The organism is Vibrio caribbeanicus ATCC BAA-2122 (assembly GCF_000165125.1).
Taxonomy (GTDB): Bacteria; Pseudomonadota; Gammaproteobacteria; order Enterobacterales; family Vibrionaceae; genus Vibrio; species Vibrio caribbeanicus.
On record NZ_AEIU01000022.1, the window covers coordinates 80,226 to 99,608 of the forward strand.

Here is a 19,383-nt window from a genome sequence, read left to right on the forward strand (position 1 = left end):
GTCAATAAAAATGCGTTGTCTTTTAACGGGTGTGATACTTGCCCTTTTTATTCCGAGTCTTTCCTTTGCGACAAACTTTAATAACTATTTTATCCGTAGCGAAAATAATGTCGATTTAAGCAAATTCTCAAAGGCAAATTTTATTGAAGATGGGCAATATCAGCTTAATGTTTATATAAACAGTGAGTTTTTGACGACAGAAAGAATTTTATTCAACAACAATGAACCCTGTCTCTCAGAATCATTGCTCGCTAGCCTGCCATTGAGTAACAAAGGGTATGAAGTCTATAAAAAAACTGTCTCCTCAGCGACCAATACTGCATGCTATGAGATTGACCAGGTTTCATATACCAAAATCTCACCAAATCTGGGGAAAACTCGTATCGATATCGCAATACCCCAGAAATATATCGCTAAAGAGTATAAATACGGATTTGTCCCCGATCGCCTTTGGGATGATGGGATTTCAGCCTTGTATCTCGATTACGATATAAACTATTTTTCTAGTCAACAACAAGGAATCTCTGACTGGAGCAACGATCTATCAACTTACGGCACTATCGGTCTAAATAGTGGAGCATATCGCTTTCGGGCCAATTATCAGATGTCAAATAACTACTCAGGAGAACTGACATCACTCTATGGCTATACACCCCTACGAAAGATAAAGTCTAAACTTACGTTTGGTAATACCCAATATGGCTCGGATATTTATGATTCATTTCGTATGACAGGTATCCGGTTGCAAAGTGACGATCAAATGCTGCCTTCTAACTTGCGCGGATACTCTCCTATTGTTTCCGGTACCGTCAGTACTAATGCCGTAATTACTATACGACAACAGGGGGACATTCTCAGAGTCGTCAATGTAAACGCAGGTCCCTATTTGATTGATGATCTTTCTCAAGCTCACAAAGGAACTTTAGATGTTGAAGTAAAACAAGCGGATGGTAAAGTCCTGCACTATCAAGTCAATGGTGCCGACGTATTATATCTAACTCGACCTCAACATTTGCGTTACAGCGTCTCTGCAGGAGTACCGAGAAGCGACACATACGACTATAAACCTGCATTTTTTTCTACTGAGGCAGCTTACGGTCTGAACAACTACCTATCCGTATTCTCAGCCACATTACTGTCTAAAAATTACCAGTCTTATACATTAGGAACAGGCGTTAATTTCAATGCGTTCGGTGCTGCCTCAGTCGATGTTACTTCAGCAAAAGCTAAATTTTCTGATCACAATACTGCCTCAGGCATGTCGTATGGGATCACGTACAACACCACACTAACCAGTCTTGGATTAGGTTTACGGGTTGCTGGATATCGTTTTTCACAAGAGCAATACTATGAATTCGAAGAGTATTTAGGCACTTACAAAAAAATTAACTTTTCTAATCCCTATGTCCCAAATAGCAATAGAAAAGATAAAAAACACATCGCACTAACCCAGAGGTTTGGGTCAACGAGTGCTTATATTTCTTTCACTTCAAACAAATACTGGGGAGAGCGAAGTAAGAGTTCTCGATATGATATTAACATTTCCCACCCCCTGAAAATCAATGACATAGATTTATACCTTACAGCAAATGTCTATCGTTCGAGTGAGTCATATCTTAATCCATATTCATCAGTTGGTGATGATCAAGGATGGTCCTTAGGCGTTTCCATACCTATCGGTACAAGTCATACGGTTTCAGTACAAACCAATTCGCGAAGCAATGATTATTCTCAAACTCTAGCTTATTCAGGGCACGATAAAGAAGAGGGTTCTAACTATCGTATTGCGTACGATGTCTATGAAGGTGAGTCCAACGGAGTGAGTGGCAATTACAATCGAGACCTCTCAGCAGTATCAACGTCGTTTGGTGGCAGCTATAAAACCAATTCATACCGTCAGATTAACGGGAATATGTCTGGAACAGCTTTATTGTCTGAACATGGTTTGGCCTATAGCGCACTCAACACCGGGGCATCACGTATACTCATTGACTCGGGCGTACCGGACGTCACTATCTATGGCAGTAACCACGAAAAAACCAATGTATTTGGTTTAGCTCTGGTTAACGGTGTAACACCCTATCAGAAAAGTCACAACACTATCGACTTCAAGTCACTACCAGAAGATATTGAAGTACTTTCAAGCATACAAAGTATGGTTCTAACAGAGGGAGCCATAGGATATCAAAAAATAACAGCACGCAAAGGACAAAACTTCTTAGCACTTTTTAACAGCGAACAAAGTATTCCATTCGGCGCTATCGTCTTCGACGAAGAGCTCAAACAGGAAATAGGCATCGTAGGACAAAATTCAACCGCTTATGTGGTTGGTATAAATATCGATTCCAAAATCAGTGTTCTTTGGGAAGAAAACCACTGCCAACTAGCCATAAATGAATCCATTTTGAATAGCGACGAAGTCGTCCGTTCAATTAACTGTATAAAAACATCGGTAATCAAAAAATGAAAAATGTTACTTTTGCAATGTTATGTTGCTTGTTGACTACTACGCCTGCAATCGCTGCACTAGCTCTAGATCGAACCCGGGTGGTCTATGAGGGGGATTCTGCCATCGAGACCATCAAAATTCGAAACTCGTCCGATAGTCCATTTCTCGCACAGTCTTGGTTAACAGACATCAATGGCAAGGAGCTCCAAGATAAGTTTGTCGTCGTACCTCCTGTGTTAAGAATAGAGAGTAAAGATTATGCGATACTGCGTATTAGATCCTTACCAACCTCCTCACTTTTACCTCAAGATAGGGAGAGCGCGTTTTTCTTACACGTAAGAGAAGTTCCACCATCAACGGAAAACAAAGGGGACGAAGCAAAACCCCAGACCACAACTGGCTCGATTCAGATTGCTGTTGAATCGGTGATCAAATTTTTCTACCGTCCAGATAGCCTAAACCATATCAACAGAATTGATAAAGCAATAGCGAGCTCGACGAGAATTCAAACCTTGGCTAAAGACAAAATAATTTTAGAAAATGGGTCTCCTTTTTACGTGACATACTCTGATTTAACTCAGGGTAAGAAAATGGAAACTTCAGGTTTTAAGCCAATAATGCTGCCACCATTTAGTAGCAAAACCTTAGCCATAAAGAAAAGTGAGCGATATCACTTAAGTCATATCAACGACTATGGAGCAACCGTAACTAATACTTTTTACTGCCGCTCAACCGGTATTTGCGTTGCACAGGTAAAGAAAGATTAAACCAATGATAAAGTACTTTTTTACTGCACTTATATTATTTATAGCAAGTGCTTGTATGACCCCTAGGGTAATGGCTCTTGCGTGTTACAGCGCGACTGAGGCGGGTAATATGACCAACTTTTATATTGACCCCTCTGCATCAGTACCAATGGATGCACCGAATGGGCAAATAGTATGGCGAGGACCTTCACAAAAGGTAACCATTACCTGCTATAAAGATGTGAGAAATTACCCTAGCTATAGATACTTAAGAGAACATGTTTACTTTTGGCCTGGTAAAACTGGTAATACTGTAGTTCCTCATATACCTGGTATCAAAGTTGGATTCCGCTATCAAGGCACGGATATTTATGGTGAAAAAGTTGCTATAAATAATTTTATTGTTTCTGAATGCTACTCATACGAGAGTGATCAATCCTGTGAGAAAAGAACAAGAACCACGCGTACAATTACTTATCAACCGATTATTGTTACTGATTCAGGTGAGTTCAGGGGTTATAGCTCACCAGTAAACATCTTTCAGGTAGATGGCGAGATCGGCTACAACGGTAAATTTGCAAACTATCGTAGCGTCATCGCCAATATGGACATATTAAAGCCTTCTAAGTGCCTAGTCGAACTCGAAATTAAAAATAACAATGTTGACTATGGCCGTATTGGTGTAAACGACATCGCTCAGATGGAACCGAGCCCCCTCACCATTATTGTCAGAAACGTAAAGTACGGACCTGATTGCCCCTCGGTTAAATTACGGGGCTATTTTGATAATGTTCGCGACTTAACCAACAAATCCTATATTCCCGTATTTGACCAAAATAACCAAGAAATTCAATCCTTTGGTATTAAGCTCTACACACCAGATGGTAGAGAGGTGACATTAAACGAACCTGTTGGAAATGGTTACGAGATAACTCAGATCGGATATGACCGCTATCTTGCTAAATTAGTTCCTTTAGGTGTTTCCAATATAAATAAAGGCAAGTTTCAGGGAATGGTGGTTTACACCGTTTCTTATTTGTAGGAAATATAATGAAATTTATAAAAATAATACTATTCGCTCTAAGTACTCTGGTCGTTGATTTAGCGCTGGCCGAAGAGGCGGCTCCACCGAATGATCACGAGATAAGTTTCGTTGATACTCTTATTGATAACGAACTCTACTTTAAAGTTGGAGGAGGTCTTGCGAAGTTTAATGGTCATCAAGGCCCAAAAATGAATGATATTACCAGCTTAAAATACAGTATCGGTATTGCAACTCAACCATTGAATTTTGAATTAGGGTACCGAAACCTATCGGATGGTAATAGCTATAATATGCATGGAATTGATATATATACAAAACATAACTGGTCATTATCTCGTGATGTTGGCGTTTTTTTAGGTGCAGGTGGCTACTTTTATCAATCAGAGATGAATAATCCAAGCAAAAAGTCTTCGTTTACGACCAGTGGCATTGCACCCTATCTATCTATTGGCAGTCGTTACGCATTAAGTGAATTTATTGACGTCTCAATACAATTTGATCAGATGTTTAATGTCGATGTTGTTGACCCGTACATAAATAAGACAGAAACGAAACAAATGCGTCAAATAAGCTTATCGTTCGTGCTTCACCCTTGGTCTGGAAATAAATATGAAGCAAAGCCTATCCAGCATATTCAGGAAGTTTCTTTCGAGCAGCAGGTAGATCTAGCTGAAAATAGCGGTATTTATCGCTATGATGTTGCAGAGCTCGAACCAACGATGAAGTCTCAGCTACTACAGTTAGTCAACAGGATCGAGAGGCTAGAAACCTATGATATCCGAGTAACAGGTGGCGCAGACAGTAAACCTATGTATTTAAGTCACAACACTGATCTTGCTCAAAGAAGGGCTATCGCCGTTGCAGACTTTTTGATTCAACATGGCATACAGAAAGACTATATTCAAATTGAAGTCATGGTCACCGAGAACGAGGAAGATGACCCAAGCGCTCGCAAAGTAGAAATTACTGTCCACGGCACTGAGATAATGCCAAGCCTCTGATAGGCTAGTAGTAACCACCTAACCGCTCTTCAGAAAATTAAGAAGAGCGGCACGAATGCTCTATTCACTTCAGTCAAGAAGTAATTTCACCAACTCTGGAACTTTCTCACTTGCTTTCCCATAATGCTTTTCATCAAATTCACTTTCGACGGCACTTGGTGCTAAATTAATTTCAATGGTATGTGCCCCAAACATTTTTGCATCATGGACAAAGCCTGCAGCAGGATAAACAACACCAGAGGTGCCAATAGAAACGAAGAGGTCTGATTGTTCAATGCGCTGGTAAATTTCATCCATCTTGAGAGGCATTTCTCCAAACCAAACAACATGAGGCCTCAACTGCGTCGGAATTTGACAGCAATGGCAAAGATCACCCGTCTTTAACTCGCCTGTATGGCTTATTGTCTGACCAGACTCACAACATCTCACTTTCAGCAATTCACCGTGCATATGAATCACATTTTGACTCCCTGCTCTTTCATGCAGATCATCAATATTTTGCGTTATAATTGTTACATTCCCATCCAGCTGTTTTTCTAACTCAGCCAAAGCATAGTGAGCAGAGTTGGGTTGTATAGTTGGTAATTGGAGATTTAAGCGTCTTTGGTTATAAAAACTTTGCACAAGCTCAGGATCTCTTTCAAAGCCCTCAGGAGTTGCAACATCCTCAATCCGATGGTTCTCCCATAACCCATCTTCAGCACGAAATGTTTGGATACCTGATTCAGCCGAGATCCCCGCTCCGGTCAACACGACGATATTTCGATAAGGAAAATTCATTCTGTCTATATTTCTTAGGTATGATGGAGGATCATAACATTCTATCTGAGCTCTCCCTAGTCTTTGCCTATTAGACTATGGTCGAAATCAAATTAATCACGATACATGCCAAGCAGTAACGTTTCTTACAGAAATAAAAAAAGAGCCAATCTTGGCTCTTTTTTACTGCATAGAGGTAAAAACTAGTCATTAATCCCACGGCTTTTTAAGTACTCTTCATATGAGCCTTTAAAGTCAATAATCTTATGATCTTTAATTTCGATAATTCGAGTCGCTAGGGAGTCAACAAAAACACGGTCATGCGAAACAAAAAATAAGGTGCCCTTGTAATGTTCAAGAGCGGTGTTTAATGACTCTATTGATTCCATGTCCATATGGTTGGTTGGTTCGTCCATCAGTAACATATTCGGTTTGTGCATCATAAGCTTACCTAGAAGCATTCGACCTTGCTCCCCGCCGGATAGTACTTGAACAGACTTTTTGATGTCATCTTGGGAGAACAGCATACGCCCTAAAAAACTACGAATGACTTGCTCATCATCGCCTTCTTGGCGCCATTGCCCCATCCAATCCATAAGATTGATATCTTCTGCAAAATCCGCAGCATGATCTTGCGCGTAATAACCGATGTTGGCGTTTTCTGACCACTTGAAATTACCAGTGCGTGGTTGCAACACGCCCGCTAATGTATTCAGCAGAGTAGTCTTACCGACGCCATTTTCACCTATGATTGCTACTCGCTCCCCAACTTCGAAGATCGCATCAAAATTAGCAAATAAATCTTCCTCAAAACCTTGAGACAGGTTCTCCACAATCAAAGCGTTTCTGAATAACTCTTTAGATTGTTCAAAGCGAATAAAGGGATTTTGGCGGCTCGAGGCTTTGACTTCCTCCAGTTGAATCTTGTCAATCTGCTTCGCTCTCGATGTTGCTTGTTTAGCCTTAGACGCATTCGCAGAGAATCGTGCCACAAACGTCTGCAACTCGGCGATCTGTGCCTTTTTCTTAGCATTATCGGACAAGAGGCGGTCTCGAGCTTGGCTTGCTGCCGTCATGTATTCATCGTAATTACCCGGATAGACCCTCAACTCACCATAATCAAGATCAGCCATATGAGTACAAACTGAGTTCAAAAAGTGACGGTCGTGAGAAATGATAATCATGGTGCAGTTACGCTGATTCAAAGTATCTTCAAGCCAGCGGATTGTGTCCATATCCAAGTTGTTGGTTGGCTCATCGAGCAACATGATATGAGGGTCTGCGAAAAGAACCTGTGCAAGTAGCACACGTAATTTCCAACCAGGAGCCACCTCGCTCATTAATCCATAGTGTTGCTCTTCCGGAATACCGACTGCTAACAGAAGCTCACCCGCTTTTGCATCTGCCATGTATCCATCCATTTCCGCAAACTGCACTTCAAGATCGGCAACTAGCATACCTTCTTCTTCGGTCATCTCCGCTAGTGAATAGATACGATCTCGCTCTTTCTTCACTTCCCAAAGCTCTTTATATCCCATGATAACAGTATCGATAACTGTAAATTCTTCATAGGCAAATTGGTCCTGGTTCAGTTTTGCGACTCGTTCATTAGGATCATAAGCAACATTTCCTGCAGTTGGATCGAGCTCACCGCTTAGAATTTTCATAAATGTCGACTTACCACAACCATTCGCCCCAATTAGGCCATAGCGGTTGCCTTCACCAAACTTTACCGAAATGTTCTCAAACAATGGTTTGGCGCCAAATTGTTGCGTGATGTTATTTGTCGAAATCAATGTCTTTGTACCTAAAAAATGTCAAAATCTGCGTCACATTAATGATTCAAGCCTACAACTTCAAGTATTGTTTATAATAAAGGCCAAATTAGTTAATATTTGAGCACCGAACCCTATCACTAAACAGTTTTGCAATGTTTTTAAGCATGCTAAAAAAGCGGATAAGAGGCTATTAACTACCATGATAACAGATTGTGCTTGGGTCATATTGGCTGGTGGTCAAGCGTCCAGAATGGAGGGAGTAGATAAAGGGTTTTCCGTGTTATCCCAAAAACCTTTCATTGAACACGTCTTTGAACGCTTAAAACCGCAAACTGATGATATTTATATAAGCGCCAATCGAAACATACAGCAATACCAACGTTATGCTCCGGTTATTGTAGATACCATTAAAGGCTATCAAGGGCCTATTGCAGCTTTCTACTCAGCATTTCAACACATTGACAAAGAATGGATTGGATTTATTCCTTGTGATTGTCCATTTATAAGTAATGACTTGGTGGAGCGTTTGACCTACGCCATCAATGATACAGTAGATATCGTCGTTGCCCACGATGGTGACTACTGTCAACCGGTGTTTACAGCAATGAATCGGCGTATTGTTCCACAAATAAAATCCTGCTTAGACCAACAGCAGAGAAAGCTCGCTTTGCTGCATCAGAGAGTGCGCTGCTGCTATGTCGATTTTAGTGACTGCAAAACAATGTTTATCAACTTAAATACCCCTGAAGACATAGTCAATGTGACAAGAGACTCTCTTTAACGGTGACAATTGCGTTGAATACAGGCAAAATCAGCCGCAAATAAAAGACACTAGTGATCAAAGTACCGATCACCTATCTAAATCTAGGTATCATTATGGTAAGAACGATTCTTTACACGTTTAAAGACGAAGAAAAAACCCTCTCATTTTCCTACGAAAAACACCGAAATATTCATGAAGCCGTAGCTGAAGCTGAAGGTATTGATATTTCAGAATACCTAAAAATGGAACAACAAATAGAAGCAATTTCAGACACCAAAACAGTACGTAACTACCGTGATAATCACTTTAAAAAATTAGGTTTTGGTAGAATCACGCTACAGCAAAAAGAAAACCTCGGTGTTGGAAAGAGAAAGTCCTAGCATCATAAAAGCCAGCCATTATGGGTTTATAATGGCTGGGCAGTGCCCTCTTGAATATTTAAAAAAGCCGCGCCGCGAACACCACCGGAGTCACCATATTTTGCTTTCACAATTTTTGGGCAGTGAGCAACATCTATAAGGTAACTTTCGATTCGTTGGGGTAATTCTTGGTAGAGATAATCAAAATTTGAAAGCCCACCCCCGAGCACCACAAGGTGAGGATCATTGGCCGTAAATATATTGGCAAAGCTGATCGCCATAACTTCGATAAATCGCTCAACATGCTCGATTGCATGCTCTTCACCTGCGTCAAAGTCTGCAATAATTTCTTGGGCCGTTTTTTTTCGTTTAAAATAGTGTGCATATAATGCTTCAAAGCCTCGTCCAGACAAGTAGTTGTCTAAACAACCAGACTTTCCACAACCACAATCAAAAAGTGGCGGATTTTCTCCGAGTGTAAACCATGCATCGATAGAGAGTCTCAGATGACCAAACTCACCAGCTAGATGATTTGCCCCTCTAAATATACTGCCGTTATAAACGAGCCCACCACCAAAACCGGTACCGAGAATCAGCCCAAGCACAGATGGTAACTCTCTGAATTCCTCATCCCAAGCTTCAGATATTGCGAAACAATTCGCATCGTTTTCAATCTGAACTCTTCTTTGTAATCTCTCTTCTAAGTCTTTACGTAGAGTTCGATTGCTTGCAGCTGGAATATTGACAGTTAAAACTCTGCCATCAATGGGATTCTCCATCCCAGGAATACCAAGGCCCACAAAACCTTTTACTCCAAATTTGGTATCGTGTTCTACAACTATCGAGCTTATTGTATCCAATAGCACTAAATAATCTTGTGTAGGAGTTGGCACACGCTTTTTAGCGCAACACTTTAACTGATGATCAAAAGCAGCAAATTCGATCTTAGTACCACCAATATCAAAGCCATAGTACATAGTATCCCTCTCTTAGCTCGTGTCTTAATTTCCCATACTAACGTTACTTTTTACAACTCGTCTACGAAAGATCGGGGTTGTGTTGAAAATCTAAATAATCTCTATGATCAACCAAGTATTGTCTTAACGTTGGGCGAGAAAAATCAGAATAAAACCGTGATTTAGATAACATATAACTTTCACGGAACACATCGAACCAACTCGAGAGTACTCCTGATGCATGATTTTCTCCAAGCTGATCAAGAACAATAGAAGCAACTTCCGCTGTCGCCAAGTGTTGCTCGTTCTCAGAATGCCTCATCATGTACTGTGACATACGCGTCGGTTCAATCGAAAGAACCGGAAGCTTTGATAGGTACTCTGATTTATTGAAAATTTTTCTCGCTTCACGCCAACTGCCATCGATAAAAATTAACAAAGGTACTTTATTCGAACATTTAAGCGGTTCAGGTTGTTGAATAATACGACTTTCATCTTCAACATATTGTTTGGGAAAAACTAAAATTGGCTGATACTTTGAATTACTCAATAGCCCAAGCATTTCTCTATTTGGTTCGGTCCTGCTCCACTGGTACGCAAAGCCTTGTTGGATCGTATCAAGGATTAAGCGACCGGTGTTACTAGGCTTAAACACTTCGTTAGCGGATAGTAAAAGCATTACAGCCACCCTACTATCCACGACAGGTTGGTATTGACATACACAATATTCAACGGCAACCTGACAATACTGGCATCGCTTAACGCGGCTTCCTCGCGCATTAAACGTTTTTGTCGATTGCGCCACCCTTGTTTGATAAAGACGATGAAAGGCGTGGATTCTCATAAGTTGACATGTTTAGTTAAATGGGAAGCTAAGTTTACTTATCATCATGGTCGTTGCAAGGGCTAAGAATTATGGAAACAACAGAAACCGTTAGATTAATTGCTTTTGTGAGTGTGCTTTTGATTTGCAGTATCTTTGAGTTCCTCTTCCCTCGCAAAGTTCTCACCCAAAATAAAGTGTATAGATGGTTCAATAACTTGGGGCTGATTGCTTTTAACTCAATAACTCTTACCATAATGATGCCAATTGTAGCTTTTGAAGCCGCTTCATTTGCTGCTGACCTTAACTTTGGGCTGCTTCACTGGACATCACTTAGCTGGCCACTATGGCTCGAAATGTGTTTTGGTATATTGGCTCTTGACCTCGCCATCTATACGCAACATGTCATTTTTCATCGCATTCCACTACTGTGGCGATTGCATCGGATGCACCATGCTGATCAAGATATCGACGTTACCACTGGCATACGCTTCCATCCCATCGAAATTCTGCTCTCGATGTGGATTAAAATAGTTGTCGTAATGCTTTTAGGCGTATCCCCATTAATCGTCATCATTTTTGAAATTCTACTCAACGCAAGTGCGCTGTTCAATCACAGCAATATCTATTTACCGAAAACCATTGATCGCTACTTGCGGTTTCTGATCGTGACTCCTGATATGCATCGTGTTCATCATTCCATTATTCCTAAAGAGACCCATTCTAATTTTGGTTTTTTCTTATCCATCTGGGATCGTATCTTTAACACCTACCTCTGCCAACCAAGCCTAGGGCATCAGCACGTTTCGATAGGATTGCCCATATTTCGTTCAAAAATAGAACAACGTATTGATAAAATGCTTTCTCAGCCTTTTCGAAACAAGTAGACCATCATACCTAACTGTTGTTATCAACTGGACAGCATGGTACAAAAACACTCATATCTGTTAATTTTTGTTACAGCGTAACAACTTTTATTATTCATTTTATCATATACTTATCAATTTCATGTTACTCTATTTTGCTTACTTTTATTCATGGATAGAAATCGTGTTAACAACTCAGATAATAAAAGCTTTTAGCATTAGTTTACTTGGTACGATGGTTATGGGATGTAGCACCTCACAACCAAAAAGCTTCAACATAAATGCTCTCCCGTTAACAACAACTGAAATGAAACACAGAAGTGTATTAATGGAAGCATACGATAATTGGAAAGGAGTACCTTATTTGTATGGAGGTCAGACACGTCAAGGTGTAGATTGCTCTGCTTTAGTCCAAACATTTTTCAAGCAGAACTTTGCTTATCATTTACCGAGAACAACAAGAACCCAGAGCAAGGTTGGCCACTCCATAACGCCTTTTGATAAAAAAGAGGTTGGAGATTTGCTCTTTTTCAAAATAACAAGAAAGAGTCGACATGTTGGAATTTACATTGGCCACCAACAGTTTATTCACGCATCACAGTCGAAGGGGGTTATCATATCTCGGTTAGATAACCCATATTGGAGTAACAAATTGTGGCAAATTAGGCGAGTCTCAATTTCAGTCAGCGCGACTGACTGACCATACCTCTAATCATATTTTGCAACTGCTGAGTCAAACAGGTTTTTCAGCAAAGAGATATATTCATCTAGGAAGCCAACTTGTTCATTAGTCGCTTGTTTATCCCATACATTGGCTAAGACTTCACTCAAATCAGCGACTACAGCATCTGCTTCTTTTAGTAATTGAAACCTCACACTAGAGTGAAGTTCAGGGTTTTGCTCAAATATAGACATTATATTACTGGAAATCATGTCAGTGACGACATCTTCTACACTTTCCGTTCCTGTATCCCCCTCATCTGAAGAGAATATATCCAAATTAAAGGACAAGTGCTCAATTAAGGCTAAGTATCCATCGGTCTCAACAACCACAGCTTATCTCCATTTTTTCTACGCCAGCCAAACCGCATCTTTTAATACTATGACATATCGAGGTTTTTGCACAAGTAAAGGCAACATTGTTCATCACAAAAAATTCGCTCTATTCACTAACATGTGAACCACAACTAAGTATGTGACTAAAGTTTAATATGGTAATAGATATATGTTGTAGGACTCTTTACCCTACTGCAATCGACCAAGTCACCGGCACGTAATTGCAACTTTAATCCCTATTATAGAAAACATCTTCTACACTTTTATTTACCAACTTGAATGTGGCAGCAATTATGTGGCAAGCAATTTGTGAGCAGTTATCAGATACCTTAATGTTCTCTTACCAAATTATAGAGAAAGAAAAACTTAATGGTGGTGATATTAGTGATTGCTATATGATATCGGACGGCAACCAACGTTATTTTGTTAAAATAAATAGTAAAGATTTTTATCAAAAGTTTGAAATAGAGGTTGAAAACCTTAGATACCTCAGAGAAACATCAACTATTGATGTCCCAGAGTGTATCCTTACTGGCTGTTCAAAAGATAACGCCTTCATCATTCTAAATTATTTACCCACCAAACCTCTAGATGATGGCAAAGCAAGTCGACTATTCGGCGAACAACTAGCGGAACTGCACCTTTGGGGAGAACAGAAAGAGTATGGTTTCGATCAAGACAACTTTATTGGTTCGAGCCTTCAACCAAACCAGTGGGACAGGAAATGGAGCCGTTTTTTTGCTGAGCAACGCATAGGATGGCAACTACAACTATTGAGGGAAAAGGGTGTAAATCTCATTGATATATCTGACTTCACATCACTAATTCAAAACAAGCTGGCCAACCACCAACCAAAACCCTCTTTGCTGCACGGGGACCTATGGTACGGTAATTGTTCAAGAACTGTATTTGGACCACTATGCTATGACCCTGCATGCTATTGGGGGGATAGAGAGTGTGATCTGGCCATGACTGAACTGTTTGGAGGCTTTCAGCCCGATTTTTACCAAGGATACGAAAGTATTGCACCACTTAATTATGGTTATGAAGAACGCAAAGATATCTATAATTTGTACCATATACTTAATCATTGTAATCAATTTGGTGGGCACTACCTAGATTCCTCCGAAGTATTAATCAAACGTATACTGTCACTTTGATGTCTAATATACACAAGTTATCTCAGTGCCTTGTAGGCTTTCTATTGTCGCGAAATCCCACGTGACAATGTCACTTATGAAGTGCAATATATCTCTAATCGCGCCTTCACTGTACACATCTTCAGTCACCAGTTCCAAAAAAATCGCCAGTTTAATAATATACATATTATCGGGTACATTGGGGATTCTGTATCGCTTACCATGATTAGAAATTCATGGCGAAAAGGTGCCTGAAATTTTGACGACGTAGTTCTACACTTAGATAAAATATCGCGTATTTCCAAGAGACTTCAAGGTAACTTTGGCATTGTTAGCAGTTTTTAAAAGAGCCAAAAATCCAAAGATCACTTGGCTATAAACTTATTCGCTGTAAAACTGATTTGCCGTAACTTCAGTTGAGTAATAAGAAGGACTTTTTATGCGAAACTACTGCAATAAAAAGATTTCTTGCCCACATTGTGGGCATGGTTTTAACGTTGAGCTAGATGCGTCAAATGGCAGTCAAGATTTTTACGATGATTGCCCTGCTTGTTGCCACAGCATTCATATGAATATGTATATCAACAATCAATCCGATCAGATTGAACTCACGATAGATGCCGATGACGAACAAATATTCTAGGGTTTAAACTTTGTTCGAACTTCAAATTTCTGCAAAGCAAGCCATTCTCGCTGAACCTAGCATCTTGAGGTTACTTGAGTATATTAGAATTTACCTTTCTAAGACTCTTTCGACAGTATCAACTATGGCTTGTGTTTGGGGGTCAAACTCAACATTTATTTTATCCCCGACCTTTCTCTCGCCGAAAAGTGTTCGCTGGAGTGTTTCTGGTATTAAGTGCACAGAAAAACGACTTTCTTTTACCGACCCAATGGTCAATGAACAGCCATCCAAACCAACATAACCTTTTGCAAGAATATATTTCATCTTATCTTGGTCTATCTCAAACCAGATTGTGCGGTTATTTGGGGTATCAATCACCTCAACGATGTCTGCTACTAACGAGATATGACCCGACATTGAGTGTCCACCGATCTCATCACCAAATCGAGCGGCGCGCTCAATATTGACTTTATCTCCCTCATTAACATGACCAAGATTAGTAAGCTTTAGTGTTTCCTGCATCAAATCAAAATCAACTAAATCATCCCGTATTTTGGTTACGGTGAGACAGCAACCATTATGTGCCACAGAAGCACCTATCGCCAAGCCATCGTTGAGTGAAGATGAAAGTCTAAGCGTATGTGTTTGAAAATCCTCTTTCTTCTCTATCGCAATGACTTCGGCCATACCTTTAACAATTCCAGTAAACATTTCAACAATTCCCAATTTTTTAATAGAAGTTAATATGACAATTCTTTATTATTCGCATAGTAGGTGGCAAATCATGTTCATGCTAATGCCTTCCCGAGCACAACACCAGCACTTATACGTATCGATTAGGAAACTTCTGTTGAACAATTATAAAAAAGAAACCACATCGCTTATCCAACTTGCAATCCCAGTATTTATCGCTTCAGTCGCCCAAACGGGAATGGGATTTGTCGATACGGTGATGGCTGGAGGTGTCAGTCCAACTGATATGGCCGCGGTATCTATTGCAGCGAGTATATGGTTACCCACAATCCTATTTGGTGTTGGACTCTTAATGGCTCTGGTTCCTGTCATTGCTCAGCTTAACGGTTCAAATCGTACTCAGAAAATTGCCTTCGAGGTTCAACAAGGCATTGCTATGGCTTTGCTACTTTCCATTCCAACTGCATTCGTTCTCCTCAAAGCTCAGTTCATTATAAGTTTTATGGATCTTGAGCCATTGATGAGAGATAAAACCGTTGGTTACATCGATGTTGTTATCTTTGGTGTTCCTGCCTTTTTATTATTTCAAGCGCTGAGGAGCCTTACAGACGGAATGTCATTAACAAAGCCTTCAATGGTAATCGGCTTTATCGGTCTGCTTCTCAACATCCCTCTTAATTGGATATTTGTTTATGGAAAATTCGGTGCCCCTTCCCTTGGAGGCGTCGGCTGCGGTGTTGCTACCGCCATCGTTTATTGGGTGATGTTTGTATTGCTCCTCTTATATGTACTTAAGTCAAAGAAACTAGAAAAGTTGAATGTTTTTGAAAAGTTTCATAAGCCAAATACTAAAGAGTTAATAAAACTCTTCAAGTTGGGTTTCCCTGTTGCTGCAGCACTATTCTTTGAGGTGACCCTTTTTGCTGTCGTCTCCCTACTTGTAGCTCCTCTCGGACCACTTGTCGTGGCCGCTCATCAAGTTGCCATGAATTTTTCCTCATTAGTTTTTATGATACCAATGAGCATTGGTGCCGCCGCGAGTATCCGTGTTGGTCATCGCATTGGTGAAGCAGACGCGAAAGGGGCAAAAGTTGCTAGTGAGGTAGGTATATTGGTTTCTATCGCTATCGCAAGCTTAACGGCGGTGTTGACTGTCTTGTTTAACGAGCAAATAAGCTTATTGTATACGGAGAACCGCGCCGTTATTGAACTCGCAACAACATTACTAATATTTGCAGCTATCTACCAAGTTACAGATGCTATCCAAGTCGTTGCCGCAGGGGCTCTACGAGGATATAAGGACATGTCCGCAATCTTCAATCGAACTTTTATTGCATACTGGGTACTCGGTTTACCTATTGGATATATTCTCGCTCTCACTGATTGGGTTGTTGAGCCAATGGGAGCTATGGGCTTTTGGGTTGGCTTTATTATTGGTCTCACTTCCGCTGCAATAATGCTAGGACAAAGGCTTAGATGGATACACAAGTTAGATGAAAAACACCAGCTAGAGCTTGCTTCAAGATAACCACAGAGTAATACCGAGGTTACTCATTTCTGATTCTGAGTAACCTCGCAAAACGGGGAATACCATTTTGCGTTACTCCACTATATTTAAAAGTTACTACGGTTCCTAACTTCGGCGGAGAGCTTCTTTGCTCATCAGTCAAGCCACTTCCAATGTAAAACTCAAGGTTGTCTTCTGTTCTCACCAAGATCGAGCCAATTTTCCCTTTAAGCCTACCTTTACCTTGTTTGTAGCCAATCACGCGCGCTTCTTGATCTCGATAACTTTTTAGCTTTAACAAGCTGTTATTTCTACCAGATAGATAAGGGCTATTAAGTTCGCGCAGCATTACACCCTCCCCGCCTAAATTCTCGATTTGAGACAAAAATGCCATAAGGTCACCATCGCTCGTCAAAGCTTTTTGCTGTATGGGAATAATGTGTGTTTGATTTTTTATATTCAGTATGTTGTTTAGTTCTTCATATCGAATCTTATAATTGCCCGACTTATTTGGTAAATCGAACACAACGAAAAATATATTCCGCCAAGCACTATCACTGGGAACTTTATCAAGTACCGTCCTTTGAACAACATGAAACTGGCCACGCCCCGCCCACAGTTCACCATCAAGGGCTATCTTCGGTAGTGAGTTAGTAAACCAATGAGGTGCGTAAATTCTCTTTCCACTCCGCGTATGAAGAAACTTACCATTCCAAAGCGCTCTGATCCCATCGAGCTTTTCACTCGCCCAGTATTGGGAGACATCTTTATCCTTGTCATAAGTTTTTGCCAAGGTTACAGGGACCATGCCTTGATATGACGGGACAGTTTCTGCTCTTGTAGTGAGCGTTACAATAACGGCGAATGCCACTAAAGATAGTCGCATGAATAACCCCTTTATTGGTTAAAAATAAATATCATAATGGCAAACTCTAAGATTGAAATTCACCATTTTAAAATAAACTTTCAACACACTTCACTTTGATTAATATTTAAGCAACTCAGTCTACATCTATAAGTCAAAAGAACGGCAAATACAGTGGGCAATTTTTATTACAACCAAGTGAATCCAATCGAATTTTGTACAAAACCCAGACGATTAGCTCAGTTATAAAGCAAACAAACATAACAAGCGAAAATTTTCTTGCACCATCCGAAAAGTCTAGGTAACATCCATTTCGTTCTTAAGGAATGGGTCCGTAGCTCAGTTGGTTAGAGTACTACCTTGACATGGTAGGGGTCGGCGATTCGAGTTCGCCCGGACCCACCACTCCTTGAGGAAACATTTGCATGTATAAATGCATTGAAAAATTTGGGTCCGTAGCTCAGTTGGTTAGAGTACTACCTTGACATGGTAGGGGTCGGCGATTCGAGTTCGCCCGGACCCACCAAATTTAAGAAAGCCCACTTTGAGTGGGTTTTTCATTTATCTGCATCCTATCCAAAATCTTTAAAAATAAGCGATTTCAACTCTACTTCTTTCATATAAAAGTTTATACACGAGCCTACCATTCAATTCGATTTTTGGAGTAAGAAGAATCAGTCCCTGATTCACGAAAATTGATTTATGAAGTGTGTAAAAAGAAGAATTACTCTTCTAATTCTGCAATGCTCTGCACGACTGACAACTCAAGCTCATCGAGCCATTGATAACGTTTTGTATAGAGGCGACGCTTAGTTCTTTTTAGTAATGATGGGTCTTTTCTTATCGGTTCTACAGGTAAACTACATAGATATTTAGAGACTTCTTCCCCACCATACTCTGTCCACAATTCTGCGTAATTATAGGTAATACTCGAGCGCTTTGAACCAGTGTATCTGAGTGCTTGGTAAATGTGCCCTTTGTTCGTTACGCCAAAAACATGCTTCACATTCCAATGACGAGCGAGTATCAATAATACTTCAAGTACCAATGCCTTGGGACGCAAGCCGTACATTGTTTTAGTCAGGGACTTAATGATCTCACCCCTATCTTGAATATGCTCACCAGGGCCTTGAAGTGCTCCAATGTGGATAGTGCGCTCTGGATCTGTTGATATGTTGAAAGCTATAGTGAAGAGGTCTTGGCTGAACTCATCGACTAACTTAACAGCTAGAGATCCCTCCCTCTCTGGCCCGGAACATAAAACCACTCGAAATCCTTCAATAGATGCAATAGTGTAACCACTTGGAGAGTAGAGATTTGGTGTATTCTTTCCGTAAATACCGTGAAGCATTTCGAAATGCTCGTAGACTTTTTGTGCTCTCTTTTCGGGGCGCCAGCCTAGGCAGACATATGGCTTTAACGGTTTTTCTATAATACGAGGGTGCTGCTTAATCACTTCTGTCAACCCGGGTTTATCAAACAATGCCTGCATCCTTTGGGTCACATTAGGTTTAAGTAATGACCACAAACAAAATCTAGCGTTATAACGGAGCTTTTTAAAACCACGTATTTCTGGATAAACCGTTTCAGCTATCTGAGGTAATGTAGCAACAAAGTTGAAATAATTCGCTGACATAAATATTTCCTGTAGAGCTCCCAGAACAATAAATGAACACTCGTTTATTGGGCTGCTATGTTGTGGGAAACAGTAATAAAAACAAAAATTTTGAGCATGGTTCTTCAAAAAGGCATTTTTAGCATCAATGAAGAAGGCTTAGTCAGCCGGCATGATAATGGTGAACTTGTCGATTCGATGTGGGAAAGGTATTGGTAAGTTTTGGTAAGCAACAACGATTGGTTTGTTTACACATACTTCAACATTACACATAGCCAGTTCCATCCAATGCTCAATATTGAACAGCGTACAAAACTATTAAGGAGAAGTATGTCACA

19 protein-coding genes and 2 tRNA genes are annotated in these 19,383 nt (G+C 40.3%); 13 read left to right on the plus strand and 8 right to left on the minus strand.

All coding sequences use genetic code 11. The features are described from left to right. Nucleotides 1–10 precede the first annotated feature (10 nt). From RH40_RS02355 to RH40_RS02370, 4 genes are read left to right on the plus strand one after another with little or no spacing between them, the layout of a single operon-like run. Nucleotides 11–2,467 carry a fimbria/pilus outer membrane usher protein gene (locus tag RH40_RS02355; RefSeq protein ID WP_009599692.1) on the plus strand — a complete coding sequence of 819 codons (2,457 nt, stop codon included), beginning with the start codon at nucleotides 11–13 and terminating at the stop codon, nucleotides 2,465–2,467. Then, nucleotides 2,464–3,216 carry a fimbrial biogenesis chaperone gene (locus tag RH40_RS02360; protein WP_009599693.1) on the plus strand — a complete coding sequence of 251 codons (753 nt, stop codon included), beginning with the start codon at nucleotides 2,464–2,466 and terminating at the stop codon, nucleotides 3,214–3,216. Before RH40_RS02355 ends, RH40_RS02360 begins: the two co-directional genes overlap by 4 nt. Before the next feature lie 4 nt (nucleotides 3,217–3,220). Then, on the plus strand, nucleotides 3,221–4,237 hold the full coding sequence (locus tag RH40_RS02365) for a fimbrial protein (RefSeq protein ID WP_009599694.1): 1,017 nt from the start codon (nucleotides 3,221–3,223) through the stop codon (nucleotides 4,235–4,237). An 8-nt stretch (nucleotides 4,238–4,245) separates the two neighbouring features. Beyond that, a complete protein-coding gene (locus RH40_RS02370) occupies nucleotides 4,246–5,241 on the plus strand; it encodes an OmpA family protein (RefSeq protein WP_009599696.1) in 996 nt (331 codons plus the stop codon). 69 nt (nucleotides 5,242–5,310) lie between these two features. Here the strand turns inward: RH40_RS02370 and cobB are convergent, their stop codons facing one another. Continuing rightward, the gene (gene cobB / locus RH40_RS02375; RefSeq protein ID WP_009599700.1) at nucleotides 5,311–6,021 is read right to left on the minus strand and encodes a Sir2 family NAD+-dependent deacetylase; all 711 of its coding nucleotides are present in this window, start codon (nucleotides 6,019–6,021) and stop codon (nucleotides 5,311–5,313) included. Nucleotides 6,022–6,203: 182 nt separating this feature from the next. Then, a complete protein-coding gene (locus RH40_RS02380; RefSeq protein WP_009599703.1) occupies nucleotides 6,204–7,796 on the minus strand; it encodes an ABC-F family ATPase in 1,593 nt (530 codons plus the stop codon). A gap of 181 nt (nucleotides 7,797–7,977) precedes the next feature. Between RH40_RS02380 and mobA the strand changes: the two genes are divergently transcribed. Both mobA and RH40_RS02390 read left to right on the plus strand, forming a co-directional pair. Continuing rightward, nucleotides 7,978–8,559 (plus strand): molybdenum cofactor guanylyltransferase MobA, encoded by a 582-nt coding sequence (gene mobA, locus RH40_RS02385; protein ID WP_009599704.1) that lies wholly within the window; start codon nucleotides 7,978–7,980, stop codon nucleotides 8,557–8,559. A gap of 95 nt (nucleotides 8,560–8,654) precedes the next feature. Then, nucleotides 8,655–8,921, plus strand: a complete 267-nt coding sequence (locus tag RH40_RS02390) for a DUF2960 family protein (RefSeq protein WP_009599706.1) — start codon at nucleotides 8,655–8,657, stop codon at nucleotides 8,919–8,921. Between the two features lie 26 nt (nucleotides 8,922–8,947). On the opposite strand, the gene nagK is transcribed toward RH40_RS02390, so the two are convergent. Next, nucleotides 8,948–9,877, minus strand: a complete 930-nt coding sequence (gene nagK, locus RH40_RS02395) for an N-acetylglucosamine kinase (protein WP_009599708.1) — start codon at nucleotides 9,875–9,877, stop codon at nucleotides 8,948–8,950. A 61-nt stretch (nucleotides 9,878–9,938) separates the two neighbouring features. Next, a complete protein-coding gene (locus RH40_RS02400; RefSeq protein ID WP_050790416.1) occupies nucleotides 9,939–10,700 on the minus strand; it encodes a tRNA-uridine aminocarboxypropyltransferase in 762 nt (253 codons plus the stop codon). A gap of 71 nt (nucleotides 10,701–10,771) precedes the next feature. Between RH40_RS02400 and RH40_RS02405 the strand changes: the two genes are divergently transcribed. Both RH40_RS02405 and RH40_RS02410 read left to right on the plus strand, forming a co-directional pair. Next, on the plus strand, nucleotides 10,772–11,566 hold the full coding sequence (locus RH40_RS02405; RefSeq protein WP_009599710.1) for a sterol desaturase family protein: 795 nt from the start codon (nucleotides 10,772–10,774) through the stop codon (nucleotides 11,564–11,566). 307 nt (nucleotides 11,567–11,873) lie between these two features. Beyond that, nucleotides 11,874–12,245 (plus strand): NlpC/P60 family protein, encoded by a 372-nt coding sequence (locus RH40_RS02410; protein ID WP_241209854.1) that lies wholly within the window; start codon nucleotides 11,874–11,876, stop codon nucleotides 12,243–12,245. Nucleotides 12,246–12,253: 8 nt separating this feature from the next. Here RH40_RS02410 and RH40_RS02415 read toward each other — a convergent pair whose 3' ends face one another. Next, a complete protein-coding gene (locus RH40_RS02415) occupies nucleotides 12,254–12,598 on the minus strand; it encodes a DUF3802 family protein (protein WP_009599712.1) in 345 nt (114 codons plus the stop codon). Between the two features lie 296 nt (nucleotides 12,599–12,894). On the opposite strand from RH40_RS02415, the gene RH40_RS02420 reads away from it, so the two are divergent. Together RH40_RS02420 and RH40_RS02425 are read left to right on the plus strand one after the other, a co-directional pair. Then, on the plus strand, nucleotides 12,895–13,761 hold the full coding sequence (locus RH40_RS02420) for a fructosamine kinase family protein (RefSeq protein ID WP_009599713.1): 867 nt from the start codon (nucleotides 12,895–12,897) through the stop codon (nucleotides 13,759–13,761). A 418-nt stretch (nucleotides 13,762–14,179) separates the two neighbouring features. Further along, complete coding sequence (locus RH40_RS02425; protein WP_009599715.1) at nucleotides 14,180–14,383, plus strand: CPXCG motif-containing cysteine-rich protein; 204 nt, start codon at nucleotides 14,180–14,182, stop codon at nucleotides 14,381–14,383. A 90-nt stretch (nucleotides 14,384–14,473) separates the two neighbouring features. Here RH40_RS02425 and RH40_RS02430 read toward each other — a convergent pair whose 3' ends face one another. Then, complete coding sequence (locus RH40_RS02430) at nucleotides 14,474–15,076, minus strand: riboflavin synthase (protein ID WP_009599716.1); 603 nt, start codon at nucleotides 15,074–15,076, stop codon at nucleotides 14,474–14,476. A 79-nt stretch (nucleotides 15,077–15,155) separates the two neighbouring features. Here RH40_RS02430 and RH40_RS02435 point away from each other — a divergent pair, with 79 nt between their 5' ends. Next, nucleotides 15,156–16,586 carry an MATE family efflux transporter gene (locus tag RH40_RS02435; protein WP_081454953.1) on the plus strand — a complete coding sequence of 477 codons (1,431 nt, stop codon included), beginning with the start codon at nucleotides 15,156–15,158 and terminating at the stop codon, nucleotides 16,584–16,586. A 19-nt stretch (nucleotides 16,587–16,605) separates the two neighbouring features. Here the strand turns inward: RH40_RS02435 and RH40_RS02440 are convergent, their stop codons facing one another. After that, nucleotides 16,606–17,451 (minus strand): DNA ligase, encoded by an 846-nt coding sequence (locus tag RH40_RS02440; RefSeq protein ID WP_009599718.1) that lies wholly within the window; start codon nucleotides 17,449–17,451, stop codon nucleotides 16,606–16,608. A gap of 307 nt (nucleotides 17,452–17,758) precedes the next feature. On the opposite strand from RH40_RS02440, the gene RH40_RS02445 reads away from it, so the two are divergent. Both RH40_RS02445 and RH40_RS02450 read left to right on the plus strand, forming a co-directional pair. Beyond that, nucleotides 17,759–17,835: transfer RNA gene (locus tag RH40_RS02445), tRNA-Val, on the plus strand. Between the two features lie 44 nt (nucleotides 17,836–17,879). Further along, nucleotides 17,880–17,956 (plus strand) — tRNA-Val (locus RH40_RS02450). 198 nt (nucleotides 17,957–18,154) lie between these two features. Here RH40_RS02450 and RH40_RS02455 read toward each other — a convergent pair. Continuing rightward, the gene (locus tag RH40_RS02455) at nucleotides 18,155–19,066 is read right to left on the minus strand and encodes a VirK/YbjX family protein (RefSeq protein WP_009599719.1); all 912 of its coding nucleotides are present in this window, start codon (nucleotides 19,064–19,066) and stop codon (nucleotides 18,155–18,157) included. Nucleotides 19,067–19,383 lie beyond the last annotated feature (317 nt).